32 protein-coding genes and 1 pseudogene are annotated in these 25,621 nt (G+C 47.5%); 1 reads left to right on the forward strand and 32 read right to left on the reverse strand.

Annotated elements, in window-relative coordinates:
- The first annotated feature begins 36 nt into the window (after positions 1-36).
- The gene (locus tag D1151_RS01970) at positions 37-396 is read left to right on the forward strand and encodes a helix-turn-helix transcriptional regulator (protein ID WP_161907747.1); all 360 of its coding nucleotides are present in this window, start codon (positions 37-39) and stop codon (positions 394-396) included.
- Positions 397-421: 25 nt separating this feature from the next.
- Here the strand turns inward: D1151_RS01970 and D1151_RS01975 are convergent, their stop codons facing one another.
- The 32 genes and pseudogenes from D1151_RS01975 to D1151_RS02125 all read right to left on the reverse strand — a co-directional run bounded on the left by D1151_RS01975 (position 422) and on the right by D1151_RS02125 (position 25,517).
- Positions 422-2,215 (reverse strand): lysozyme family protein, encoded by a 1,794-nt coding sequence (locus D1151_RS01975; protein WP_161907748.1) that lies wholly within the window; start codon positions 2,213-2,215, stop codon positions 422-424.
- A 36-nt stretch (positions 2,216-2,251) separates the two neighbouring features.
- Positions 2,252-3,037: a class B sortase gene (gene srtB / locus D1151_RS01980; RefSeq protein WP_161907749.1), complete on the reverse strand. Its 786-nt coding sequence runs from the start codon at positions 3,035-3,037 to the stop codon at positions 2,252-2,254.
- A gap of 65 nt (positions 3,038-3,102) precedes the next feature.
- Entirely contained in the window at positions 3,103-3,507 is a 405-nt protein-coding gene (locus D1151_RS01985; protein WP_161907750.1) for a DUF6075 family protein, read from the reverse strand.
- Between the two features lie 66 nt (positions 3,508-3,573).
- A complete protein-coding gene (locus tag D1151_RS01990) occupies positions 3,574-5,907 on the reverse strand; it encodes a VirB4-like conjugal transfer ATPase, CD1110 family (protein ID WP_161907751.1) in 2,334 nt (777 codons plus the stop codon).
- Positions 5,900-6,388, reverse strand: a complete 489-nt coding sequence (locus D1151_RS01995; protein WP_161907752.1) for a PrgI family protein — start codon at positions 6,386-6,388, stop codon at positions 5,900-5,902. Before D1151_RS01995 ends, D1151_RS01990 begins: the two co-directional genes overlap by 8 nt.
- 13 nt (positions 6,389-6,401) lie before the next feature.
- The gene (locus tag D1151_RS02000; protein WP_161907753.1) at positions 6,402-6,704 is read right to left on the reverse strand and encodes a hypothetical protein; all 303 of its coding nucleotides are present in this window, start codon (positions 6,702-6,704) and stop codon (positions 6,402-6,404) included.
- 11 nt (positions 6,705-6,715) lie between these two features.
- On the reverse strand, positions 6,716-6,925 hold the full coding sequence (locus D1151_RS02005; protein WP_161907754.1) for a hypothetical protein: 210 nt from the start codon (positions 6,923-6,925) through the stop codon (positions 6,716-6,718).
- Between the two features lie 12 nt (positions 6,926-6,937).
- The gene (locus tag D1151_RS02010; RefSeq protein WP_161907755.1) at positions 6,938-7,774 is read right to left on the reverse strand and encodes a hypothetical protein; all 837 of its coding nucleotides are present in this window, start codon (positions 7,772-7,774) and stop codon (positions 6,938-6,940) included.
- Positions 7,775-7,888: 114 nt separating this feature from the next.
- Complete coding sequence (locus D1151_RS02015) at positions 7,889-8,227, reverse strand: glutamyl-tRNA amidotransferase (RefSeq protein WP_161907830.1); 339 nt, start codon at positions 8,225-8,227, stop codon at positions 7,889-7,891.
- Between the two features lie 77 nt (positions 8,228-8,304).
- A complete protein-coding gene (locus D1151_RS02020; protein ID WP_161907756.1) occupies positions 8,305-10,098 on the reverse strand; it encodes a VirD4-like conjugal transfer protein, CD1115 family in 1,794 nt (597 codons plus the stop codon).
- Positions 10,085-10,282, reverse strand: a complete 198-nt coding sequence (locus D1151_RS02025) for a hypothetical protein (RefSeq protein WP_161907757.1) — start codon at positions 10,280-10,282, stop codon at positions 10,085-10,087. The genes D1151_RS02020 and D1151_RS02025 overlap by 14 nt, the downstream gene beginning before the upstream one ends.
- A 15-nt stretch (positions 10,283-10,297) precedes the next feature.
- Complete coding sequence (locus D1151_RS02030; protein ID WP_161907758.1) at positions 10,298-11,161, reverse strand: hypothetical protein; 864 nt, start codon at positions 11,159-11,161, stop codon at positions 10,298-10,300.
- A 2-nt stretch (positions 11,162-11,163) separates the two neighbouring features.
- Positions 11,164-12,012, reverse strand: a complete 849-nt coding sequence (locus D1151_RS02035; protein WP_161907759.1) for a PcfB family protein — start codon at positions 12,010-12,012, stop codon at positions 11,164-11,166.
- Positions 11,954-13,366 (reverse strand): relaxase/mobilization nuclease domain-containing protein, encoded by a 1,413-nt coding sequence (locus D1151_RS02040; protein WP_161907831.1) that lies wholly within the window; start codon positions 13,364-13,366, stop codon positions 11,954-11,956. Before D1151_RS02040 ends, D1151_RS02035 begins: the two co-directional genes overlap by 59 nt.
- Positions 13,366-13,698 carry a plasmid mobilization relaxosome protein MobC gene (locus D1151_RS02045; RefSeq protein WP_161907760.1) on the reverse strand — a complete coding sequence of 111 codons (333 nt, stop codon included), beginning with the start codon at positions 13,696-13,698 and terminating at the stop codon, positions 13,366-13,368. The genes D1151_RS02040 and D1151_RS02045 overlap by 1 nt, the downstream gene beginning before the upstream one ends.
- On the reverse strand, positions 13,646-13,810 hold the full coding sequence (locus tag D1151_RS02050; RefSeq protein WP_161907761.1) for a DUF3789 domain-containing protein: 165 nt from the start codon (positions 13,808-13,810) through the stop codon (positions 13,646-13,648). The genes D1151_RS02045 and D1151_RS02050 overlap by 53 nt, the downstream gene beginning before the upstream one ends.
- Before the next feature lie 108 nt (positions 13,811-13,918).
- Positions 13,919-14,263 (reverse strand): hypothetical protein, encoded by a 345-nt coding sequence (locus D1151_RS02055; protein ID WP_243151135.1) that lies wholly within the window; start codon positions 14,261-14,263, stop codon positions 13,919-13,921.
- Positions 14,264-14,284: 21 nt separating this feature from the next.
- The gene (locus tag D1151_RS02060) at positions 14,285-15,274 is read right to left on the reverse strand and encodes a DUF3991 and TOPRIM domain-containing protein (RefSeq protein WP_161907762.1); all 990 of its coding nucleotides are present in this window, start codon (positions 15,272-15,274) and stop codon (positions 14,285-14,287) included.
- Between the two features lie 119 nt (positions 15,275-15,393).
- Complete coding sequence (locus D1151_RS16605) at positions 15,394-15,555, reverse strand: hypothetical protein (RefSeq protein ID WP_168354805.1); 162 nt, start codon at positions 15,553-15,555, stop codon at positions 15,394-15,396.
- A gap of 170 nt (positions 15,556-15,725) precedes the next feature.
- On the reverse strand, positions 15,726-16,145 hold the full coding sequence (locus D1151_RS02065) for a C-GCAxxG-C-C family protein (RefSeq protein ID WP_135976259.1): 420 nt from the start codon (positions 16,143-16,145) through the stop codon (positions 15,726-15,728).
- Positions 16,146-16,179: 34 nt separating this feature from the next.
- On the reverse strand, positions 16,180-16,599 hold the full coding sequence (locus tag D1151_RS02070; protein ID WP_161907832.1) for a nuclear transport factor 2 family protein: 420 nt from the start codon (positions 16,597-16,599) through the stop codon (positions 16,180-16,182).
- Between the two features lie 28 nt (positions 16,600-16,627).
- Positions 16,628-16,966, reverse strand: a complete 339-nt coding sequence (locus D1151_RS02075) for a hypothetical protein (RefSeq protein ID WP_243151136.1) — start codon at positions 16,964-16,966, stop codon at positions 16,628-16,630.
- Between the two features lie 148 nt (positions 16,967-17,114).
- Positions 17,115-17,360 carry a hypothetical protein gene (locus D1151_RS02080; protein WP_135976257.1) on the reverse strand — a complete coding sequence of 82 codons (246 nt, stop codon included), beginning with the start codon at positions 17,358-17,360 and terminating at the stop codon, positions 17,115-17,117.
- 76 nt (positions 17,361-17,436) lie between these two features.
- Positions 17,437-18,210 carry a PhzF family phenazine biosynthesis protein gene (locus D1151_RS02085; RefSeq protein ID WP_161907763.1) on the reverse strand — a complete coding sequence of 258 codons (774 nt, stop codon included), beginning with the start codon at positions 18,208-18,210 and terminating at the stop codon, positions 17,437-17,439.
- Positions 18,211-18,338: 128 nt separating this feature from the next.
- Entirely contained in the window at positions 18,339-18,668 is a 330-nt protein-coding gene (locus tag D1151_RS02090) for a DUF6664 family protein (RefSeq protein WP_135976255.1), read from the reverse strand.
- An 80-nt stretch (positions 18,669-18,748) separates the two neighbouring features.
- Entirely contained in the window at positions 18,749-19,648 is a 900-nt protein-coding gene (locus tag D1151_RS02095) for a helicase (RefSeq protein ID WP_161907764.1), read from the reverse strand.
- Positions 19,649-19,688: 40 nt separating this feature from the next.
- Positions 19,689-21,546: pseudogene (locus D1151_RS02100) on the reverse strand (recombinase family protein).
- Between the two features lie 54 nt (positions 21,547-21,600).
- Positions 21,601-21,792: a stage II sporulation protein R gene (locus D1151_RS02105; protein ID WP_161907766.1), complete on the reverse strand. Its 192-nt coding sequence runs from the start codon at positions 21,790-21,792 to the stop codon at positions 21,601-21,603.
- 71 nt (positions 21,793-21,863) lie between these two features.
- The gene (locus D1151_RS02110) at positions 21,864-22,094 is read right to left on the reverse strand and encodes a YdbC family protein (protein WP_161907767.1); all 231 of its coding nucleotides are present in this window, start codon (positions 22,092-22,094) and stop codon (positions 21,864-21,866) included.
- A 77-nt stretch (positions 22,095-22,171) separates the two neighbouring features.
- On the reverse strand, positions 22,172-23,026 hold the full coding sequence (locus tag D1151_RS02115) for a ParB/RepB/Spo0J family partition protein (RefSeq protein WP_161907768.1): 855 nt from the start codon (positions 23,024-23,026) through the stop codon (positions 22,172-22,174).
- A gap of 8 nt (positions 23,027-23,034) precedes the next feature.
- Positions 23,035-24,000: a MobV family relaxase gene (mobV, locus tag D1151_RS02120; RefSeq protein WP_161907769.1), complete on the reverse strand. Its 966-nt coding sequence runs from the start codon at positions 23,998-24,000 to the stop codon at positions 23,035-23,037.
- 476 nt (positions 24,001-24,476) lie between these two features.
- Positions 24,477-25,517 carry an AAA family ATPase gene (locus D1151_RS02125; RefSeq protein WP_161907770.1) on the reverse strand — a complete coding sequence of 347 codons (1,041 nt, stop codon included), beginning with the start codon at positions 25,515-25,517 and terminating at the stop codon, positions 24,477-24,479.
- Between the last annotated feature and the right edge of the window lie 104 nt (positions 25,518-25,621).

A 25,621-nucleotide genomic window follows, 5' to 3' on the forward strand; every position in this document is an offset into this window, starting at 1 on the left:
AAAGGTAAAATTTTTCAGAGTATAGGTGGTGACCTTATGGACAAAAGAAACAACGATTTTGACTTTGATTTTATGCCGTTAGGACAGGCAATCAAAAAAGCCCGCAAAGCCCAAGGCATGACAAGAGAACAGCTTGCCCGTATAATTGATTATGACCCAAGACACCTCCAAGCAGTTGAAAACGAAGGTCAATATCCAAGCATAGAGCTGTTCATTCAACTTATCGTAATGTTTGATGTATCGGTTGATGAATATATACATACAGACAAAACGATAAGGAAAAGCTCTGTTCGCAGGCGTTTGGACGCCATGCTTGACCGATTGGACGATAAAGAGTTATCCATCGTTGAAGCAACAGTAAATGGACTATGTAAAGCAAAAGAGCCAGAGGAATAACCCTCTGGTATTCTTTTGTCTTTTTCTAATAGGCAACCACACCATAACCATAGATTGAGCTACTCCCGACTGGATAGCTCTGCTGCTTGCAGGCATCCCCAGAGTTGCCCTCCACGGTGTAGACCGTTCCATTCTCGCATTTCTCCACGATTCCTACATGGTCGATTGAACCGTCATGCCCCCAATCAAAGAAAATAAGGTCGCCTGTCTGCGGCTCATAGTTCTTATCCTGCCATTGCCCCTTGCCCTTGAACCAGTTTACACCGTCCGAGCAGAGGGAGAATTTCGGGATGATGCCGCTCTCCAGATAGCCGCACTGGTCGGCACACCACGACACGAAGCAGGCACACCATTCCACACGCCCGTCAAATCCGTACCAACTCCAATAAGGCTGACCGCCCTCATTGCCGAGCTGTGTCAAGGCAACCTCCACAATGGCTTGGTTTCCGCCGCTTGTAAACGCCCGCCCGTATGGATAGTAACGCAGCACATGGGCGGGGTACTGCGTGTCGCCGTATTTTTCCCAACCCAGACGGTTTGCCTGCATCGCAGAAAATTCCACCGCATTTGCATAGGAATAGCCGCCGTAATTGCTCTTTGCCCATGAGATATAGCCGTTGCCGAAGTTATAACCCTGCAAGGCAAGCTTGATACGCTCCATGTCTATCGGGCTTTCCACCTCGGCTGACGTGAGTGCGGCTTTCAATTCCTGCACGCCGCACTCAATGGAATACTCTGGGTCTTTGATGCCGTTCGGCTCATGGGGGTATTTCTTGTTGAAGCTCCCCTCCGCTGACTGCATCGGGTCGCTGCCCTTTCCCCCAGATTCCTGCATCATCACCGCCTTGATAAGCTCCACATATTCGGGGATGCCGTACTGCTTCGCATATTTTTGTATCAGCGGCGTGTAGGCTTCTACCTCCGCACTGACGGGGGTATAGGAAGTGCTGTCGCTGCCGCCGCCAAACAGGGAAACGGCACACCCAAGCAGGACGACAATGAGGATTATCACAATGGCAACCCACCCGCCTGCGATGAGTGCGGAAACCAGAGCCTTTGTGCCTGCGATAATCGCCTTGACTGCCGCAACGGTGGCTCTGACCGTGGCTTTCGTTGCTTCGGCTGTCGCTTTTGCGGTGGCTTTCGCCGTCTGTGCCGCCTTTTGTGTGGCTTTTGCGGATGCCTTTGCCGCTTTCTGTGCGGTCTTTGTAGTCTGCTCCGTAGTCTTAATCGCCGTCTTGGATGTCGCCCTTGCGGTTTTCACGCCTTTTTCTGTCGCCTTGACCGTGCCTTTTGCGGTGGTCTTGACGGTTTTCTCTGCATTTCTGGCGGTGGTTTTAATTGTCCGTTTCCCCTGCTGCCTTGTCTTTATCAACTGGCTTGCCCCTGTCTGCGTTGCTTCGTTCTTAACAGGAACATCGGGGACAGAAGAACGGCTCGCAGTTCCGTGACGGATCTGCGAGCCTGCCTGTTCTGCATACTCCTTTGCCCTTTTCTGCTCGGCGGCTTTCACCGCACGTTTGGTCTTAAATTCAGCGATTTTATCTTTAGCCCTGCCGATATTCTCTTTGGTTGTCTGGACATTCTTCTGTCCCTGCTTATTGAATTGATGGATTCCCTCGTCCTTAATACGCCCCGAAGCATGGGAAAACTTATCGGCGGCATATTCCGCAGGCGAATTTTCCTCCGCATAATATCCCTGCTCCGCCTTGTCCTTTGTCTTGGCATAAGCGGATTTCATGCGTTCGCCTGCGATGGCGGCTTTGTCCAACGTCTTAATCGTGCCTTTGACCGCATCTCTGGTCTTTATATCAGCCATACAAAACCTCCTTTCCCAGAGGATTTTGCGGTCATGCTAATTTACCTTTTTCGCCACGACTACAAGCCTGCCGTTCTGTGCGGAATATTCGCAGGTGGAGAGCGTAATCAGTTTATCCCCATATTCAGCGGTCACGCCCGTATCGTACAAAGCAAGCTCCTTGCACTTTACGACATAAGCGGCAAACTCTTTTTCATCTTCCGCATGGACAAAGTCATAATAGCGGTATCCCTGTGAGCTGTATGCCACGGTCTTAAACACGGCGATGATTTCATACTCCGCCTGCTCCGTGAGGGTGTCAAACTGGATGGTCTTGTGCTTCTCATAAAAGCTCTTGGATTTGTAATCTTCCAACGCCCCGAACATCCTGCCGCCCTTGATGTGGTGTCCGTAGATAATCAGATTGTCGCTTGTGAGAATATCGCAGTCCTCTTGGATATAAGGCACTCCCAAATCGCTGTACTGTTTTTCAAAGTTGTGCTTCAGATAGAAATTCGGACTGTTCTTGCTCTGCATGACGGGATAGTTAATATTTGTACCCTCAATGGCAATCCAACCCGCCATATCCTCATTCTGCAAATACAGCTCCTTGTACTTTGCCAGAATATCCTCGCCCTCGCTGACTGGCTCATCCTTATCTTTGGGCAGTTCTTCCTCTGGCTCGGCGTTCTCCACAACCTCCGCAATCTCCGCAAAGGCTTCGGTCTGCTCGTCTATCTGCTGATAATGGCTGTAAATCTTGAAGCCGCAAAAAACCGCCGCTCCCAAAAAGGCAACAGCGGCGGCAATACAGATAATGGATTTATAGTTTTTTAAATTCATAGGCTTTTTTTCCTTTCTCTAATCCCTGCCCTGCTTTCTGGGCAGAACAACATTTTTTCATAGCTTTACCGTGTATGCTCTGCCTGCTTTTTAGGGGCGGGTAAATCCCTGCAATATTCGGGATACCTTACCTTGATGCCCTCCATGAAATACGGGGCAAACTCGCAGCAGAACAATTCCTCTGGCGTAAAATATTTCTCACGCCCCTCCTCCGCATATCCGTTCCAGAGGTTAAAGGCAAGGTGGCAGACCTTGACCGTCCCGCTTGTCTGCCATCCTGCGTGCATCCCCTCTGGCTCAATGCAGTCTGTCTTAAAATCGAACATGGAATTGATATTCTTCCTCGTTTCCTCCGCAATCCCCATCACATAAAAAAATGCCCTGTGGTAACAGTCGTTGACCTTGCATTTCATCATGTTTTCCAGAAAGAAATCACGGTGGGCAGCGTTGCGGAATCTTATCTCTGACATAGAAAATCTCCTTTCCTTAATTCGCCCTGCTTTCTGGGCATAAAGGTATGCCCGCAGGGTGCTTTCCTAAACCTCGCCAAATTTGGTCGTCATCAGCTTATACAGCTCCGTATTGCGTGGGAACTTGTTGACGAACGGCACAAGGGAGCTGCCTACTTTCAAAAGCCCCTGCCCCGCACCAACATTCGTGATATAGCTCATCTGAAGGTCGGAAATGTTAAGGAGCTTCGCAAGCTCGATGCGGTCTGTCGATGCCTGATTCAGCATGATAATAAATTCGCTGTTGGCAAGCATCGTCCTCGCCGTATGGCTCTGCAAGAGGTCGTCCACGTTCTGCGTAATTCCAGTACAGTACGCCCCATACTTACGCACACGTTTCCAGAGTGTAAAAAGGAAGTTCGCAGAATACTCATGCTGAAACAGCAGGTAAATCTCGTCAATGAAAATAAAGGTGTTCCTGCCTTTCGCCCTGTTCATCGTGATGCGGTTCAAGATGCTGTCGAGGACAACAAGCATACCGATAGGCTGTAACTGTTTGCCCAAATCCAGAATGTCATAGCAGATAAGGCGGCTGTGGGTGTCCACGTTGGTATGCTTGGCAAAGGTATTGAGAGAGCCGTCCGTGAAAAGCTCAATCGCAAGGGCGATTTCCTGTGCTTCTGGCTCGTCCTGCTTCAACAGCTCCTCACGGAAGTCCTGCAAGGTCGGCGGCGTCCCCATATAGTTCCCCTGCTGATAGTAGCGGTACACGCCCGCCGTACAGCGGTCAATGATGGACTTCTGCTTTGCCCCCAGACTTGCACCGCCGATAAGCTGCTCGCACAAAGACAAAATAAACTCTGATTTCAAGATGACGGGGTTTGCACCGTCGCCGTAATCAGAGTTCATATCCATAGCATTTATATGGTTTTCGCTTGTAGCGGAAATGTGAATAACTTCCCCCTGCATCGCTTTCACAAGAGGGGAGTACTCACGTTCGGGGTCTATAATAATTACATCTGCGTTAGGGTCGGTGAGGATAATATTTGTCATTTCCTCCTTTGCTGTGAATGACTTGCCCGCACCAGACACGCCGAGGATAAAGGAATTTCCGTTCAGCAGATGGCGGCGGTTGGCGATAATCATATTTTTACTGATTACATTCTGCCCATAATACACACCGTCCTTATGGTAAATTTCCTGCACACGAAACGGGATAAACACCGCAAGGCTCTCCGTGGTGAGGGTACGCAGGGCATCAATCTTCCTCACTCCGAACGGCAGGGCGGTATTCAAACCGTCCATCTGCTGATACTTCAGCACGGCAAACTGGCAGAGATGTTTTCTCGCTGTCGTGAGTAATGCTTCAGTATCATTGTCGAGCTGCTCTTTGGTGTCCGCCGTATGCACCATCGTAAGCACCGCAAACATCATTCTCTGGTCACGGGTCGTCAAATCATCGAGGAACTCCTTGCTTTCTTTCCTCTGCTGCTCCAAGTCGTAGGGGATAACAGCGGAAAAGTTGTTGTTCTGGTTCTGTTTCCGCTGCCAGTTCGTGATGTTCGTTTCCACGCCCAAAAGACGGTTCTCCACCTCCCTCACGGCTTCGTCCGTAGGGACAGGGACGACATCAACGGAAAGCATCATGTTACGGTTTAACTCGCAAAGCTCCGCCACCATGCTGTCCTTGATATAGGCGGCATACTCACGCAGGAAAATCACACGCCCGTAACGGTTTCCGATGCGGAAATAATCTTTTTCAAATTCAAAAGAGTCTGGGCAGATATAGTCCTTGAAGTCGTGACCTTTCCGCATGGTCTGTGCCATGTCAAAAGAAAACGCCGTTTCCTCCCCTGTGCGGTAAAAATCATGGAAGATGCGGAGCTTATCATTGGCGTCCAGTTCCGTACATTTCGAGCCAAGACGGTTGAAATGCCCGATAAGGTCAGCACCCACACGGGCAAAATAATTCCTCGCTTCTTCGATGTTCTTCTTGCAGACGGAGATGGTCACATATTTGTCCTGCACGATGGAATTAGCCCCTGTCGCCTTGTCGAGCAGCATCTTGTTGTACTCCTTACGGTATTTATCCAGATTGTCCTCTGCCATCGGGATAAGGATGGTCTGCTCAAAATCCGCTTTATTGAGCCTGCGGTTATTGATGGTGATTTTCGTGGTCGCCCCGCTGTCAAGGGCGTTTAAAAGCTCCGAGTATTCAAGGAACATCGCTTCTTTGTCCTCACGGCTCGCCACGGCATAGTTGATGTCCTCAAACTGAAAGGTCTTTGCATATTTGTTCCTGCCGACAAGGAAAATGCCGTCCTCCCACATGGTCTTTAACGGGATGACCGCCTGCACCGATTTCGGCACGGCGAATTTCTCCTTGTCCTGTTTGAACAGATTCCTGAGCGTCTTAATCATAGTCTGCCTCCTTACGCTTTCTTGATTTTTCATTCTTCTTTCTTGCTTTTACAGCCTGCTTTCTCCGCTTTCTTGCTTCTTTCCGCCTTTTCGCCCTGCGTTTTTTCTTCCTACGCTTTTTCTGTACGGCGGGCGTTCCCTTTTCATGGGCTTCAATGCTCTGTTTCAATGCTTCATAATAGAGGTTGTCTGGGAGAAACAGCACCCTTTTGGGCATTAAAAACTCCGATTTTATCCATGCCCACACGAACTGCTCTGCGGTCATGCCGTTGTACCGTACAAAGCCCATCACCGCAAAGGGCGAAGCACCCAGAACGCACATCCAGCTCAAAGTTTCTGTGCCGAACCTGCCACGGAGAAGAAAAAACAATCCTACCGCAACGCCGCAGGCAAGGACAGAAAAAAGGAACTGCCGCATGGACAGCCCGAAGAACATACTCTCCGTATAATTACGGATTTCCTTATTTATCTTTACTTCCAATCATTCACACCTCCTATCGTTCCATTTCCTGTTTATGGCGGGGCGGGGTCTGCTTCTGCCGTTCCCTCTGGGGGAGTAAGAACGGCTCCCCTTCATTTTCACTTATGCGTGTGGGATAGCCTAACACCTTTAAAGCTTTCTGCAAATCTGCCACGCAATCCCTGTCTGGCTTGCAGACACCGATTGCCAGATACATCTGCAAATCCCCATACCATGATTCCTTTTCAAAATTATCTGCCCGAAAGAACACATCTTCCTTGATTTGCTCTATCGGCGTTTCAAATATCCTGCGGTATTCCGCTTCAAAATCATACAAAACAGCACCTCCTATCGCTCCATGCCAGATTTTCTCTTTGGGGGCTTCTTCTGGGACGGGTAGGGGATAAATTCTTCCTCCCCCACGATGATGCTGAACTCTGACCGAAGTATCGGGTGCGTTTCCTGTTTCTGATACTGGCGGATAAGGTCAACCGCACTTTCCCTTGTGGCTGTGCTTGCCTGCTGTACTCCATCCTTAAAAATATAAACACGTTTCATCCGTCCCCTCCTTTACAAGCCCATCATTTCCCTTACAACACGGTCTGCCATCTTCACCGCCCCGACAAGGACAAGCATATTGAATACCAGTTCCCCGATATAGCTCCATACCATCGTGACCGCAGCCGCATCGGGATTGACTACGGGCGGGGATGCCGCAAACACCGAAAAGATAATGCAGGCAAGCACGATAATCGCACCCTCAAGGCATACCGCACAATAGCTCTTGATAAAGCTCCTGCCCACGTTCTGGCTCGGCTCTCCCGCAAAAGAGGAGAGGGGGACAGGGGCGATTGCGGTATAAAGGTACAGCTTAAAAAACCTGCCGTACACCGACATTATCATAATGAACGACAGCACCGTGATGAACAGCCCGCCGATAAGCGTCACCGCCCATAGGGGTATGCTCTCGAAAAAGCCGCAGTCCTCCACGGCTGTCACAATCTCTGTCGGCAGCACCATCTTTTGTGCCGCCCCGAAGCCTGCGGCTTTCATTATGGTTGAAATCACGCCCTGCACTATCTGGAATAAAGCCATCATCAGCTCCAAGCCATAAGTCACCGCTCCTTTGGCAAGGGCGAAGCGGATAAAGAGCTTTACTGCGTGTTCGGGCTTCTTGACCTGTGCGAAATCGCCGCAGGTACGCATCACGCCCACGACAAAGAACAGCACGAGCAGGGCAAGCCCGATTGCCTGCAACGCACCGTGGATGTCAACAATGACTTTCCATATCGCACCGCCTTTGAAATTCTCTGGGGATTGGGTAATGAGCTGCCATATCTCGGCTAACTTCTCATTCCAAGTGTTGAGGGCGTTCTCCAAGTTCTGGACTACCCAGTTATCTGACATTCGACCACCTCCGTTCTTAAAATTGGATAACGGGGAAGTTCCGCAGGGCGGATCAACCCCGTTATCACGTCTTATATCAGCCTGTTATTTCTATTCGCTGTCTTTTCCCACGCATTAGCCTGTGATGAGTGTCAGAATCTCCTTTGCAAAGGTAATCACAACGCCGCCCGCAAGTGTCAGAAATCCGTTCGCCCTTTGGGACGGGTCGTGGGATTTCAGCGACAAGCCCACCTGCACGATACCGAAGCCGAGCATAATCATGCCGACCGCCTTAATCAGTCCGAAGATGAAATTGGAGAGGTTGTTCACCACGGCAATCGGGTCATTGGCGGCAAAGGCGGTCGTTGTTCCAAAAATCATGCAGCATACCAAAGCGGCATACACGGCAAACGCCTTTTTTGCCTTTCTGCCCATCGGCAGCTTCTGGGTTTCCTCTTTTCTGCCGAACGGCATAGAGGTATCCTTGTAAAGGGTTGCTTTGTTCTGGCTGTTCTCGTTCTTCTTAAAAAGTTTCATAGGGTAAATCCTCCTTATAAATTGAATATTTCTTCCAAGTCCTCATCGGACAGAAGCTCGTAGGAAGTGCTGACGGCTTCTGGCGTAACAGCGTTCTTAGGAATATCGCCGTCAAACACAAGGGTTGCGACAGACTGCGTAGGTTCGCCGTGGATATAAGGCGGTTTTCCTCCGTCCGCTGTCAGTTTCACGTTCGGGTGTTTCAAAATATCATACTTAAAATCCATCACGGGGCGTTCCCCTCGCACAAAAAGAAGTGCGTAGCGGTTGTCGAGCATACGCACTTCGTCTGGGGTTAAAAGCTCACGCCCCGAAATCTGGTAGTTGGTGGAATAGTTGCCGCTCCGTCCAGAGCTTTTCCCGTAGGTGTTCGTGTCTATCGTGGATTTGCCGAGCAGCTCGCTCACAAACTTGTGCGTACTCTGCTCGTTGCCGCCCAGATAGAGGAACTCATCAGCGTTGCCGACAATGCTTTCCCACTGTTTCTCAAACAGGGCTTTAAGCTGTGCCAGATTTTGCAGGATAATCGAAACGGATACGCCCCTTGACCTCATGACCGACAGTATCTTGTCGAAGTCATCGGGCAAACTGACGTTCGCAAATTCATCCATGATAAACTGGCAATGGACAGGCAGGCTCCCGCCGTACTTGTGGTCGGCAAGATAAAATAGCTGTTGGAATAGCTGCGTGTATAAAAGTGACACTAAAAAATTAAAACTGGTGTCGTTGTCTGGTATCAGAGCGAACAATGCCACTTTCTTCTCGCCCAAAGACGGCAAATCAAGCTCGTCCGTGGCGGTCAGAGATGCAAGGCTCTCCAGATTGAACTTCTCAAGCCGTGCGGCAAGGGTTATCTGGATGCTCTTTAAGGTCTTGGCACTCCCGCTGTGGTAATCACGGTAATACTTCAAAGCGATATGCTCTGGGTTTACCATCTCCAAACGGTCAAACAGTTCGTCAAGCGGGCTTACATAGCTGTCGTCGTCCTCCCGTACCTCTCCTGCACGGAGCAGCTCCATCACCATCGGGAAATTCTGCTCCTCTGGCGGGGCTTCGTATTTCAGATAGAACACGAGGGATAAGAGCAGCATACTCGCCGCCGTGTCCCAGAACGGGTCTTGCGACTGTGAGCCTTTCGGCGTGGTCGCCTTAAACAGATTTGTAACAAGCCGCTGCACATCATTGTCATTCCTTAAATATACAAACGGGTTGTAACAATGGCTTCGGTGCATATTGATTAAATCAAGGACACGCACCTCATAGCCTTTCTTCTCAAGCAGACCTCCCGTGTCACGGACAATCTCGCCTTTCGGGTCTAAGATTACCATTGACGTATTGCACTGCATGACATTAGGTTTACAAAAAAATCTGGTCTTTCCCGCACCAGAGCCGCCCACCACAAGGATATTCAAGTTCCTGCGGTGTTTCTTCCCGTCAAGCCCGATGCGGACATTCTGGGTCAGCAGCTTGTTCTCTGATGCGTCCTTATCTCGGTACTTCTTATTGAGCGTACCTGCGTTGCCCCATTTCGCAGAGCCGTGTTCCTCTCCCTTGCGGTAGTTCCTGCGTGTGGAGAAATAAACGCCGATTCCCATGCCGTAGGCAAGCAGAAAAATGAGGACAACTCTGGGAGTGTCCCCGCATACCGTTATCTGCAACGGATTCTCGATTGCTACAGACAGGTTACTGATTATCTCCACGATGCCGCCGCTGACATAAGGGGCTGTCAGCAGGGCAAGCCATACAACAGGGATAATGCCGAACAGGGAGAGGATTACGCCTGCTTTATAATCGTCACCGTTCTTCATGGCACTTGCACGGGGCGACTTTTACTTTTCTGGTAGGGGCTTTGGAAACTTTGATAATCAGCTCGTCAACGGGGTCGGTGGGGCGTTCCTCCCTGACCTGCTCAGTACGCAGGGTGTTTAATGCGTTGAGCATGATGCTTTTATCATATTTATCCAGAGCCAAATGGTAGCGTTCTTCTTTCATGGGCTGCACCTCCGATTAGCGTTCCTGCTCTTTGGATTTGGGCGGCTTGTTCTTCTCAAGGCTCTTATACATATCCGACTGGATTTCTCCGAGGACGTCACGCATCGAGCCAAGCTCGCCTTTGAACGCCTGCGTTTCCATGCCCTCAAATTCTTTCGGGAGCTTGTCAAAGTTAAAGCCTTTGGTGTCTACGCCATAGCGGGAGCTTACCATATAGGCGACGCAGAACGATTTGAAATCGGAATCGTCACGGTTTTCCTTATGCTTGAAATCAAAGACCGCCGCCGACACTTCCTTTGCCATGCTGACAAAGAGCTGTTCCTCGTTTAAGCCTGTGCGGATAAAAATAGTCTGCTGTGAGCTGTCGTAGAACGCAGGCAGCTCAAGGTCATCGACAGGCACAAAGGAAACGGGGCTTGCGTCAATCATCGCCGACACAAGCTCCCGCATGGTTTTCTGCTCCTGCGGCTGCTGCCTGTCCTTTGCCGAGGTCTGGGAAACGTCATAGACTACTTTGGCGTTGTAGCCGACCGCCTTTGAGCCGTCCTCCCGCTGATACTCTTTCCCCGGCTCAAGGATGGTAACTTTCTGTGCGTCCTTATCCACATAGACACGGCTCTGTTTCCAACTCCCATAATCTTTTAACTGTGTCGCTTCGGGCATCTGTGCCGATACCAGAATGGCGTTGTTGACGGAATAGCGGTCAAAATGCCCCTGCACGTCAAGGTACTGGCGGAAGCTGTCGCCGTTTGCCATCATTTCAGAGCAGGTATTGTCAATCAGCTCATAGGCTTCTTTCCGCTGCTCCTGTTTTGCGGCAGCCCATTCCTCTTTGTTAAAGGCTCTGCTGCCGCCGCTGAATACATCATAAATGCTCATGCTTATCTTGCTCCTTTCGATTTTGGTTTCCATTTCCGCTTCTGGGGCTGCTTATGCTCCGTCTTTCCTGCGGGCGGTTTCTTTGCGGAAGATTTCTCTTTCGCAGGGTTCGGGGAAACATCCGATTCCTGCTCCTTTCTGCCCTCTTTGATTTTCCGCAGTTCTTCCCTGACTGACGGCTTTTCCGTCTTAATCATAGTAGCCCCCTCTGCGGACTTCCTTTGCTGCTCTGAGGTAGGCTCGGACAGAGGGGATTTTTCTGTCTTTGCCAATGAGGGGTTTGGGGCGTTCTCCTCTTTCTTTATGGGCTTGCCCATCAAAGCGTCCATAAGCCTGTCTTTCTCCTCTTTGCCCTGCAAGCCGATGTCTGGCTCTGGCTGACCGTCCTTTGCTTCTGCTGTCTTTGCTGCATCTTTCGGTTTGGTCTTTGCCCCTTTCGATTTCTCCGCTTCGGTCACGATAGAAGCGGCGTCCACCGATGCAAGGTTAAAGCGTTCCACGATGCGGCTGATTTTCGATGCGTCCTCCGCACGGGCAATCACGTCCACCTCCGCATTGGGGTCTTTATTCCCCCTGTCCGCAAGGACGCAGTAGAGTACGCCGTATTTCTTCGCTTCCTGCGTGAACTTCTTTAAATCTCCGTTCTTGACGGTAAAGACTTTCAGCTCCTTGCCAGAGCGGAGCATGTTTGTGAGCCTTGCCTTTCCCTTTGTTTTCTGTTCCTCTTTTAAAATGGAGTAGAGCAGGATGGCGATATTCTTCGCACCCGCCCCCGTGATTCTGGCTGCGACCTCAAATCCCTCCAAGCTCATCCTCACGATTTGCTCTGCCGCTTCGCCGCCTGTGTTCATGCTTCATCAGCTCCTTTCCTTTCTGCTGTTTTTCATCTGCCCGTATAACTGCTAATTTTTCTTTGAGGGCATCGCTGCGGGCTTCGATTCCCTCACACAATCTGACCTCCTTTCGGATGGTTTTCATCCTCCCCGTGATTTCCGAGATGCGAGCCTTGACCGCTTCTTTTTCTTCGCCGGCTGCTTTGCGGCTCTGGGAGTAAAGCCCCTTACGCTGTTCGGTCAGCTTCTGCATCTCGGATTCCAGAAAATCTTTATATGACAAAAGCTGCTCCGCCGTATCTATGTGGTTATGGCAGAGCAGCCTTGTTTCTTTTGTGATGGCGTCCATCTTCATCAAGTCGTCTTTCAGAAGATAATGAAGCCGTGCATAATTCTGTTTCTTCCCTTTTGGCAGGATGCCGAGCCTGTAACAGTAATGAAGATACAGCCCACGCAAGCCGCCGATTTTCTTTGCGTCTTTCAGAGAGCCACGGACACGGTAGACCTTGACATGCGGCTGTGGTTTGGAAAAGCTCTGGAATTTTACCGCATAGGAATTTTCTTTAATGCGTTCCGTAATCCTCTCATTGGTATAATCTTCTCCGAGCTTATAGAGCCGCTTCGGTCTTTCCCAACCTCTCCCGATAATCGTCCAGTATTTGCGGTTGGGGTCAAAGTTGACACGGTATCCCATTTCCCCTAACTGGCGGTCAAAGTCTTTCAGCGTAAAAGATTTTGAAATTGCTTCGTCCACCGCCTGCCGTGCCACGGTGTCCCTTGTGGGTAAGCCCTGCTTCTCGGCTTGGTATAAAGCGTATGGCTTCTTCCTGCCGCTTGGGTGTTCGATGACCGATAAGGAATACTCACGACACAATTCGTCCGAACGCTGACGGAGCAGACGCAGATTCTTCTTATTGTCGTGATAATGCTTTCCGTCCACATAGGAAACAGAGTTGACAACAAAGTGGTTATGCAGACACTCCGTATTCAGATGGGTCGCAACAACGACTTGGAATCGGTCGCCCCACATCTTCTCGGCTAACTTCACGCCGACTTCATGTGCCTGCTCTGGCGTGACCTCGCCCGCCTTGAAGCTCTGGAATCCGTGGTAGCAGACAATCTCACTCTGGTCGTTCCATTGGGCTTTGGCTATCGCCATCTCGTCCCGTGCCGTAGCAGGGTCGCAATTTACGCCTGTGACAAAAAACTGCTTCTCGGTCTTGTCGCCGTTGGTGGCGTACTTCATCACATCGCCCATCGCCTGCAGGTCGGCTTTTGTATATTTGGGGTTAGCGGTCTTTTCTGGATTCTCGGCGTAGTCGATGGGATGGTCGAGCCTGCCTTTCACGTCCCAGATTTCGCAGACCGCCATCAGCCCGACATCTTCCTCGGAACAAGGAAACTCCTGCTCACGTCCAGACGGAAGTCCCGCCAACGCTTGGCTTCGTCATAGAGCATCGGCGTGTCTACAAAATTCAAGGCGTTCGCTTTTGCCGCAAGCTGGTTGATGCGGTTGCCGATAGCCGACAGCTCCCGCATGATTTTATAAAACTCTGGGTCTGGCTTCTCGCAGAGCCGATAGCCCATGACCATTGACTGGAGCAGGGCTTGTCTGGAATGACCTGACCTCTCGGCAAGGGAGCAGAGATAGTCAGCTTCCTCCTCGGTCAGACGGAAAAGTATCTGCACATTCCTTTTTCGCATCGAACCCCTCCTTTCCCTCGGAGAGCCTGTTAATCTGCAAAAGGCACATACACGCCACGCCGACTAAGCCGCCGAGCGTCGTGCCGATGGCAAAAGATAAAAACTCACTCATTCTTGGATTCCTTTCTTTTCATGGGGTATTAGGGGCATCCCCTAACAAGCGAATTTTGTTTCCATCGCCAGATGGATAACCAAATTCAGTGCTTGGTAAGACGTGTCTTTAATCTTCGCCCTCATACATACATTCTCCGCACACGGGGCAGAAGTACGGACAGTCGGAACAATCCTCATTCTCAAAGCCACCGCCCTCGCTCTCCATTTCTTCACATCCGTCCTCATTTTCATCCTTAATATCCGCTTCGCCGCAGACAAAATCCCCATCGGAAAACCTAACAAGGTCAGTATCAAACAGGATAATTTTCAACTTTTCCGCTACCTGTTCGGGGCTGTCTGCATAGATGGAAACGGTCTTTTCAAAGTGACCTGTGAGTGTTACTTCATATTGCTTCAATGGCAAATCCCTCTCTTTCTTTGTCAATTCTTCTTTAATTTCTGGCTCTTTCAATCAGAAAAAATCATCCAACAATCAACGGGCATCCCCCCTTTCACGGCTCTGTTTCTGCCTTGCAATCCCCAGATATGACATTAAAAAATCGTTGAAGTCCTTGCCGACTGGCGGCGGTTCATCAACGATTTTATAATCTTTCTTCAATAATTCTGTTAGGGCAGCGGTACATAACCGACCTGCCCTGTCCTTATCCAGATGCAGAAATATAGTTTTAATTTGTGGGTTTGCTTTCAAAAAAGTCGTGAGGGCAACGGGGATTTTGCTGTCCTTTATCTCTTTCTTTGGCTGATACACGCCCGACAGGGAGAGAAGATTCTCTGCCTTATAATCCTTTCCCTCACATTTTAAATAGGTGGCATAGGATAATAAATCAATGGCGGCTTCAAATAAATGCACCGAAGCACACGGTTCTCTCGCCAGAAGCCGAAACGAATACCGCTTGTCGCTGCCCGATGCATCACGCTTAAAGCTGCTGATTGTGCCACGGCAGGCGGCGTATTTGGGCGTTCCGCTTTCATCCTTGCCGATAAAAACGGCGTTGTGGTAGTCGGCACTCTCGAAAATAATCCCCTCGGCGATGCACTCCTGGATAAGCTGATAATCAATGCCACGCCCGAAAAGATACTTCGCCACCCTGTCGCAATTTTTGTTTTTCGGCGGCAGGAGCAGCACCTTTGGCTCGTCTTTTTTCACGGCAGGGGGCGGCGGCTTCCAGTCCGCCATCGTCTGCCCCGTGAGGATTTCCACGGCTTCTACAAAGCCGTATTCCTTAACTTTCATCAGATAATCAAGGGCGGAATATCCGCCGAAGCCCCTCGACCACCAGTACCATTTGCCGTTGGAAATCTTTAGGCTGTCATGCTCTGCGGTACAGTACACGTTCGTTGTGCCTTTGACTTTGACAAGATTGGTCGGCTCATAGGCTCTGAGATAGGAAAGCAGGTCTATCTGCCTTGCCCGTTCAAGCACGTCTGGATCAATCTGCATATAGGGTTTAGATGCTCTCATTCAAATAAAAATCACCTCCATAAATACAATTAGCCGAAAGATTTTCGTAAATGAAAACCTCTCGGCTATGTAAAATAGTATTTAATTCCAATCATGATTTACAGATAAACATAAAATAGTCACTTTCTATTTCGGTAAAAAGCGATACAAACAAGGGCAAATACCATTGGAATAATAGCATATCCCGCATTTATCTTCCCACCATTATACAAAACATATCCTGCACCAACAAAGGTTAAAATAATAAATATTATACTCAATATAAGAGCTGCTTTCTTCATAATGTCCTACCTTTAGATTCTGCTTCATAAGTCTGCTTTTACTTCCAGGCTGTAAATTTTAAATTATCCCGTCTTTTATATATCTACCATATAGAAAATTTATCTCTATTTAGCTATGTATCAAACAATGTTCAATTCTAACTATTGGGCATTAACAAATTAGTTTTTGCTTACTTTTCTGTGATTCCCAAAATATATTGATATGCAAATCCGATTCCATTACAAGTCAAGTTTTCACACATATGTGGCGGGTCGCTCTCTGAAAAACCCGTAGGACGTAATTCAAAACATCTTAATGAACCAAATTCTCTATCAAAGGCAGACGCAAAATTATAGCAGGCAGATACAATTTCATCTTCTGATTTTCCTATCATATGAAGATAAATTCCAATGAACATAAGCGTACCTTCAACTAAACCACATTGTGCCCTATATCCACCCGCACCATGCAATCCAACCGCAGACCAGATTGTTTGCGGCTCAATGACAATTTCAAATAATTCGCTCAAACAGACAAGTGCTGTCCTTGCACAATTTATATCTTCTTTCCAGTACAATTCATGTACCCGCTTTGTTATATATTCTTTCATTAATATGACACATCTATGATTTCCACATTTTATATCAAAACCAATTTGCCTGTTCTTTTCTAAATTGTGGTACATCGCCATGTTGATATGGGTTATAATTATTTAAATTACAGCCAAATTCTTTTAACAATTTTATTTTGTTATCAGATGTCCATTCGATAAGTGACATACCATCAAATTCCTCAATGCTACCATCGTTCATCTCATTCTTAAAATACCATTCTACAATAGTTTGGCTTTCCTTATGGAAGTACTGTTTTATATCCCATACAAGAACTTTACCACGAGTGTTCCATTCTTCAAACCAATGTTTAACGGTTATACGGTTTTCATATTTCGGACTCCAACTTTCAATATAAATAACATCTTCCGTAAAAATATCATCTATCCCTAAGTCTTTTTGTTGCAGCCACATATCAAACCACAAACGGATTATCCTTTCTCTTTGATTCATCATTCAACACCTCTATAAGCTAATGTTGTCAACGGCATTCATTTTCACTTCGTCGTCCAGTGCCATGCCTGTAGTTTTCTAAACGCTGTTTATAACTTTGAGCAATCAGACTTTTTTCAGTAATACTACCGTCTGCATTGATAATATTGCCGTCCTCATTATTCCATGCCTTAATTGCTATATCCATTAATGGCTCTACAATCTTCATTGGCAATTCATCAAGATTATCAATTGCAAGCCACGGAAATGCACGAAACATTTTATCATTACCAATAAGGAACATATAGCCTATCAGCTCTTTTTCTCTAAAAACAAAATAAAACTGTGGCATTTTTTCTCCAAATGCCTTATCCATTATCCGACGCATTGTTTTTATACTTCCATATGCAGGAAAAAAACAATAGAGCTTAAAGAATTTAAAGCGAATTTCCGTTGCTCAAGTGACATATTCCGATAATTATAAAACCGTTCCATACACCACCACACCTTTCAAATAAAATTCATCTTTCTCTTTGTCACTCTTGATAACCAATGACAGCAATGACTTTTTCTTCTTTTAAAATGAAAGCAACTTTCTTCCCCTCTTTCAGCAATTCATTTTTACAAGTCAAAATATCTTCGGATACATTATTTGGAAGTTCAGATAAAACAATGTATTCACTATTATAAATACCAGATTTGTAATCTATAAAAATCTGCTCTAATTGTTCCAAACTAATTTCTTTTGCAGGCAACCATGAAAAAATATCTAATACTTTCATTAAAACTATCCCTCTTTACTCAATCCCCATAGCGTCTATTATACTTTAAAAAAATAAAAATTTGGTCGCATCATAGTCATAACAAAATACTTCCTTTTGAATAAATGACTGCATTTCCTGAAATTTTTATATTATTATTGCTACATTCACAATAGAGAGTGCCTCCTCTTTTAGATAATTGTTTTGCCAATAGTTTATTTTTTCCCAACTTATTGCTCCATATTGGTACTAAAGTGCTGTGGGCAGAACCTGTTACTGGGTCTTCAAACATCAATTCTGGACAAAAATATCTCGAAACAAAATCAGCATTATTACCCTTTGCTGTTATTACAATTCCAAGCCAAGAATCTAATTTTTTAAGTTTCGTATAATCTGGAATATAATTTTTAACTTCTTCTTCATTATTCATTACTACATATAAATCCCGTTCAGAATAAAGCTCAAGCGGCTCAAAACTGAGTGATTCAACAATATCTGGCTTTTTCATAATACTCTGTGCTATTCTTTTTGGAAAAGTCATTTCATACAAATCCCCTTTTCGAATAACGCTTAAAACGCCAATAACAGTTTCAAAATTAACTTTATCTGAATTGCAATCTAAGTGATTAAAGACAATAAAAGCAGCTGCTAATGTTGCGTGACCACAAAGGTCTATTTCAAATGATGGCGTAAACCATCTTAATATATAATCCTTGCCATTCTTATAAATAAATGCTGTTTCGGATAAATTATTTTCAAATGCTATATTTTGCATAACTTCATTGGAAAGTGTTTTTTCTGACACACATATGCAAGCTGGATTGCCACTAAACAACTTATCAGTAAAAGCATCAACCACATAGTAATCCATATTAGGCACCTTTCACACTTTAAATTTTTGTTTATTTTACCATATACTTATGAAATTTTCCACTACATGGTTATGTAAAAGACGGCATCAGCTTTCACACCAACACCGCCTTTTTCTCAGTCAGTCCATCATAAAATTCCTGCTTTTTTCAGATACCCTACGCTGTCATAACAGCCACGGAAGTAAACCGACTGCATCTCCATATCCGTAAGTTTGTTCCTAAGCTCCATCACTTGAATGAGTGCGGCACATTCCTCTTCGGTCAGTTCCGCCGATGTTTCCGTATCAAACACACCTAAAACTTTCGGATATTTCTCATAAAGGCTCTCAATTTCAGCTCTTATGGCACGGTATTCCTCATTTTCTCTGGACAGCTTTGCGATGACAGAACCGAGGTATTCATTAAAGATATTGCTGTGGACGTCTACAAAAGTTTCAAATCTGAACGCATCAGACATTCTTCCTCACCTCCGATTTTTTCTTACCGTCACTTATTATACTGCCCAAAATAAAGCAATACAAATGTGCAAACTGGATTTTACCTCTCCCTGTCCGCACTTTTTTTCTCTGCCGGCTCACCGTTCTGCTCTTGCTCATCGTCAATAACAGCGTTGTCCTTTTCATTCAGATTCAGTTCGATATTGAGGGCGTTCAGCCTTTCCGTCTTTTCTTTCAGCTCATTTTCAAAGGCAAATGGTTTCTTTACTTCCTCTTTTGCTGTTTCAAGCTGTGCGATGGTTTCCTCCTTTCTGGTCTTGGCGGCTTCCAGTCTGGCAGGGAGTTTGGCAATCTCATTTTCAATTCTGGTCAGATTGCCCAGAGCGTCCACGCCTAAATCCACCTTGTGTTTCCTCATTCCGCAGAGGTTTAAACAGTAGTTGGCATTGACGGTATCATAGTAAACCTCCATCTGAAAGCCACGGTAACTGCCGATTGCTATCGGCTGTGACAACGGATTTTCCTTACAGATGGCAAGAAGCATCTCGCCTGCATCCGCTTTTTCTTTGTAGGTCACGCCTTTTAAGGTCATGGGGCAGAACTTGTCCTCGCCCTGCGGCTTATGCTGACTGGCAATCTCCACATCATTCCCATAGGCTGTAATGCGTTCCTCATAGTCTTTAATCTCCTGCGGGTAGTGCTTCAGTATCCTGTCCTCAAGGTCGTAATGCTCGGAAAGATAGCTCTGCTTCAAGACTTTCAGCTTCGCCACCTGCATATCCAAATCCATTTTTTCCTTGAAACGCTCGTCGCCTGTGGCAAGCATTTTGACCTCCGCAAAGGAGAGAGCCACTTCGTCCACGTCCTCGGCAGAACGGACGGGGCTTTTGCTCGTCATTATCTGGCTGATAAATTTCTGCTTTCCCTCCACCAACTGAAAGAGGTAGGCATCAAAGGTCTGTTCCGTCACATAGCGGTAAACTTCAACCTCTGGGAACATATTGCCCTGCCTTTCGAGCCTGCCTTGACGCTGTTCCAAATCAGTCGGTCATTTTTTGCGGACAGTTCAATACATACCATCCTTTTCTGTTCCCTGCTCCTGCGTCTGCTCTCGTTTGACTTCTCCCTCTGCACCTTTTTCGCACATATCGGGCAATATTTTGAGATAGCAGAGCCGGGGACATATTCAACACCGCACACCGTACAATTCTTTGGCGGCAACGCTGTCCACCGTTTTGTGGGTGTAATATGTAATTCACCGACAAAGCCGATGAATTTATAATAAATCTTGATTTCCTGTTTCACTGTTCCGTCTGCCATCTTCTCACGCTCCGAAACAAGTATCTTGTCTATCAAGGCGTTTACAATGGTTGCGTCCAGTTCCTTAATGCCTTGGTAGTTGCGGATAAGGGAGAGGAAGTCACGGATTCCCTGCGATTTCTCGTAGCTTTCATTGAGCGTTTCCGTTACTTTTTTCAGTCTTGCTTCAATTTCAAGCTGTTCTTTCTGGTATTTCCCCGACATCATCTCAAAATTCCGCTCGGTGATACGCTCCATGACCTTATCCTCATAGAGAGAGGAAAACAGCCTGTCAAGCTCCGCAAGGCGTTTGTTCAGCTTCTTTTGTTCTTTCTCCATTGCTTTCGCTTTGCTCTGGTCTGTTTCCGTGAGCCGCTTCTCAATCGCCCTCACCGCCCGCTCGTCATTCACCGCCATATCCGCAAAACGGTTGATGTCGGCAAGCACGGCGTTAAATAAATCCCTCGCTTCAATGGCGTGTGCGGTACACATAACATTGCCGTACCTGCCATAATTATTACAGGTGTATTGTACGCAGTCGATGATGTCGGGGCGTTTCCTCCTGTTTGCGCTCATAGCCCGCAAAGCGTAGCCGCAGTCCGCACACTTGATAACGCCTGCAAAAATGTTCTCAAAGCCGCCCTTATTTTCGGGTAATCTGCGGCTTGTGATAAGCTGCTGTACGGTGTCAAATTCCTCCTGCGTGACTATCCCCTCATGGGTGTCGGGTATCACTTCCCATTCTTCGGGCAGCTTAGAGGGGCGTTTCCTGCTTTTCATGTTGGCGGCAATCCGCTTGTAGCCTGCAAGGTTTCCCGCATAGATAGGGCTTCTTAAAATGCCCCTCACGCTGTTCTCGCTCCAGATATAGCGGTTTTCTTCGTTGTCCTCAAAGTACCGTTCATAACCTGTTGCCCCCTGCTCCGCCGCATAAGCGGCAGGGCGTAAAATGTGCTGTTTATTGATGTGCTTACGGATTTTGGAGATTCCGTTTCCTGCTAATGCAAGGTCAAATATCTCCCTTACCACATGGGCAACCTTATCATCTATCAGCAGATGGTTGTGGTCGGCAGGGTCTTTGATATATCCGTAGGGTGCATACGTCCCCATGAATTTTCCCTGCTGAAATCTCGCACGGTATGCCGATTTTATCTTGACCGACACATCGGCGGAATACATTTCGTTTAGGATATTTCGGAATGGGGTAATATCCATCGCTGATTTATTGAGCGTGTCCACGCCGTCATTGACCGCTATATACCTTACATTGTTTTCGGGGAAAAAGACTTCCAGATATAATCCGCAGTCAAGATAATTCCTCCCCAATCTTGATAAATCTTTTGTAATCACGCAGTTTATCAGCCCGTTTTCAATGTCCTTAATCATGTTCTGGAAGCTCGGTCTTTGGAAATTCGTACCAGAGTACCCGTCGTCCACATACGTTTTTGCCAAGTGCCAGCCCTGCTTTTTTACATAATCCGTGAGGATGGATTTCTGTGTGGCAATGCTCGCACTCTCGTTATCCGTGCCATCGTCTTTCGATAAGCGGCAGTAAATGCCTACTTCATAAATCTTATTTTCCGTTCTTATTCCTGCCATGCTGTTAAACCTCCGTCTTTGCTCTACTTAATTTCATGTTCCATTGCGTACATTCTAAGCGGATATATCCTCATTGTCGAAGGTGTCATCTTTGGCAATCTTCCTCCGTATATCCTCGGAGATAATCGGGATAAATGCTTCCGCAACAGTCTGTGTGCCGACATATTCCCGACTGATAATTACCTGCACTCGTGCTTTTGGCACGATACGCTTTCTCTTTCTGTTCGCTGTCTTATCCTCGCCCATATTCAAATCTTCCTTTCCAGACAGGGAAGGGGAGCGTTTGAAAATGCCCCCACCCTGCCAATCAGATACCATCAATCGCCGCTGTTCAATTCTTTCTGCAATGCTTTAAGGAGTGCCGCCGCTTCATCAGCGGTCAATGTGATTCCCTTTCCACATTTCTCATGGTTCGGGGAAAAACTGCGGATGTCATACTTTGGCTCGTTCCCATTCCATGAAAGCAAGTTGATTTCCTTTGTATAGCCGCTTCCGCTCGCAGACAATACGGCAATTTCCTTTACAATCTCATACTGGATTTCTTTCATTTTCCACCTCAACTTTCTGTCTTATCTGGCTGTCTTTTTCTTCCACTGCCTTATATTTACCTCCCGAAAAGAGAAGATTAGCGGCTGTCCCTGTTCCGTTTCCTCTGTAATTCACGCTCTAAAAGTTTGATGATGGTGTCCTCCATCTGCTTCGGCGTTGTGTTCTTCGGGAAATATTTTTTCAGCTTGCTTGTGTTGATTTTCAATGTTTCTTTCTGGTTTCCCTTTTCCTCCGTCATAATCTCAAATATCGTATCCATATCAAGACGCCCGCTCTGGCTCAAGGTTTTCATCCGCTGTGCCTGTGAGAGTGAGGGCGTTGCTTCTTCACTTTCCATTGTGGCGAATAAATTCTCCTGCTCGTCTTTCTTCAAAAAAGACAGCTCCACCGCAGGCGTGAGGGCGATTTTCCCCTCGTCCACCATCTGCAAAATCGGCGGTATCAGCTCCGTCAATCGGATAAAACGCTGCACGGTCATCCTGCCAATGCCGAAGCTCTGCGCCACTTTATCGTCCGTCCGCAACTTCGTCCCAACTTGTGACGAGGTTAAATCTGTGCGGAAGCCCTGCCGCTTCATGGCTTCGGATTTCATCTTGTAGGCAAACGCCCGCTCGCTCGGCAGGATATTTTCACGCTGTAAATTACTGTCTACAAGGGTGATAATGGCTCGGTCACGGTCTAAGGGCAGGACAAAAGCGGGGATTGTGTTTACCCCTGCAAGCTCCGAAGCACGCACACGCCGCTGCCCTGCAATGATTTCATATCCATCCCCGTCCTCTTTCGGGCGTGTGATGATCGGCGTTACAATGCCAAACTCTTTGATACTCTCTGCTAATTCTGACAGCATTTCGTCCTCCACTACATGAAACGGGTTATCGGGAAACGGATATAAATCTGCGGTCTTTAATACCTTAAAATCCTGTTTCTTCATTCACATTCCTACCTTTCTTTCGCTCTATTCCGATTGCTTTTCTGCAATTCCGCTAATACTTCTGACGGTACTTTTTTCAATAACCTTTCCATCTGCTGATTGGTTTTCTGCAACTCAAATATCCTCTGGTTGGCTTTCTGTACCTTTAATTCCTGCTCGTACTTTTCATCACGCATACGCCCCGCATAATCGGATTCCTGCCCGATTCTCTCTTTCAAGCTGTCAATATACGTCTGCTGTTTTCCGATTTCCTTAGAGAATTTCTCCACGTCTGGGAGCCATGCCGCAATCAGTTCCAGAGCCTTGTCACGCTTCTTTCCTGCGTTAAAGGCGTTGATGTCGGAGAGGGCAGACACGATTTCCGCATACTGTTTATCCAGCCTGCCGCCCAGTTTATAGAGCCATGTGGGGATATGCTTCCGTCTGGTTTCCATTGAGGACTGACCTCTTTCAAGCTGATTCCATCGTGAGGACATCCGCTCATGGTAGGCGGTCTGCCACTCGGATAAGGATTTCTGGTTGCCTAAGATGGCTTTCGCTGACAGCTTGTTATCTGGCGTAATTGGTACAAAACATAAGTGCATATGGGGCGTTCTCTCGTCCATATGGACAACAGCGGAGAGGATATTCTGCTTCCCCACACGCTCCGAAATGAAGTCAAGAGCCGTCTGGAAATACTCTCTTTGTTCTTCGGTCGGTAAGCTGTTCATAAATTCTGGGGAAGCTGTGATGAGTGTTTCCACCATCATCACGCTGTCTTTCCTCACTTTACAGCCTGCTTCAGCTACCATTCGGTTTATCTCTTTCTTGTAGGTGTAACGGGGCGGATTCACAAGATGGTAGTTATCTTTGGAGCGTCCCACGTCAATGTCTGGATTGCTTTTATAGGCTTCTTTCTTCCGCTCGTTGTGGCGTTCACAAGCCGCAACGCCGCCCGCTTTCCGTTTCTGGAAACGAAGGATTGCATAGGACATAGTTCATCATCTTCCTTTCTTTCGGCGGGTAATCTTCCAAAGGGTGACGGTTGGTGACGGTGGTGACGGTGTTTTTGGGATACCCCCACGGGAGCCGCCGACTGTCACCGCACATTCTTCCATCCGTAGCCGCAGGGCGTAGGATGGGCAGGGCGTAAGCCCTGCATTAAGGGAGTCCAGAGGGAACGTCTGGCACACGACTTTGCAGGGCAAAGTGTAGTGTGTTACACCCTGTAAACGCAGTCGGAAAAATCGGAGGATTTTTCTGACCGCAGGGGTGGCTTTACAAGCCGAAAAGGGCGAGTAATGCCCACGCCTGCACTTTGCGTTTATGGGGTGTTCTCCCGAAGGGCAGAACCGCCGATTTTACATACATTTGCTATGACGGTGACAGCAACAGGGGGTATCCCAAAAACACCGTCACTACCGTCACTGACCGTCACGCATAAGCCAAAGCCGCCGACTTCACATAGCTTTTAGGTGACAGTGACAGCGGCAGGGGGTATCCCAAAAACACCGTCACCATCGTCACTACCGTCACCGTCCGTATCCTCCTGCCTTGCAAGGGAAATCAGCCTGTGGCTGTTCTTGCGGCAAAAGTCATAGCGGATATGGTTTTCAAGCAGGAAGTCAAGGCGGTACTCGTTCATCCATTTTGTTAAGACATTCGCCGCTGTCCCTGTTTCCCCTAGAGCGTCCAACAACTCTGTGGCTGTGCCAGTCCATTTCTCTTTGTCCTGCATGAAATTTACAATCCGAAAAAGGATATCTGGTATCGCTTCTTTGGCAAGCTGTTCCTGCTCTTTCCGCTCCACCAGTTCCCAACTGCAATCACGGAAGCGGAGCGTGAACTCCTGATAGGGCGTGTCCCTGCCCGTCACATACAGCTTTGCGGCATTGGATACACGGCTTTCCTGTTCCAGAACAAAGGTTGCGTCCGCACTCCCCGTCAAGCCTGTCGTGCCAGACACCTTATTGAACACATCGCTGTCATTCTGCTTTCGGATGTGGTGGACGACTACCACCGCAAGAGAGTGCCTGTCGGCAAAGTCTTTGATAAGGGAAATATCCCCATAATCACTGGCATAGGCGTTGTCTTTGGAAGTGGTACGGACTTTCTGCAAGGTGTCAATGACAATGAGCCTGCTGTCTGGATATTCTTTCAAATAGTCCTCTAACTGCACGATAAGACCGTCTGGCAGCTTATCGCTCGCCACGGCAAAGTGAAGCCGCCCGCTTGCTTCGTCCGTTAAGCGAAACAGCCTGTCTTGTATGCGGCAGAATGTGTCCTCAAGGCAGAGGTAAAGCACATCGCCCTCCTGTGTGGGCATATCCCACAATGGGATTCCCTGCGACACGCAGAGGCAGAGCTTTAACATGAGCCAGCTCTTGCCGATTTTCTGTGAGCCGCAAAACAGGATTAAGCCTGTGGGTATCAGACTATCCACCACAAAGGACGGCTTCTCAAGCGGCTCATAAAGGAGCGTGTCGGCGTTGACGGTCTGAAGCTTCTGCATGGGATTCCTCCTTTCGGGCGGTGTCTTTGGTTTTGTTGCACATAAAAATAAACCTCCTTAAAAAGATTTACTCCCACGAATAAATGAGAGTATGTAATGCCGCC

Origin of the sequence: Emergencia sp. 1XD21-10 (assembly GCF_009936045.1) — a bacterium.
Classification (GTDB): domain Bacteria; phylum Bacillota; class Clostridia; order Peptostreptococcales; family Anaerovoracaceae; genus Senimuribacter; species Senimuribacter intestinalis.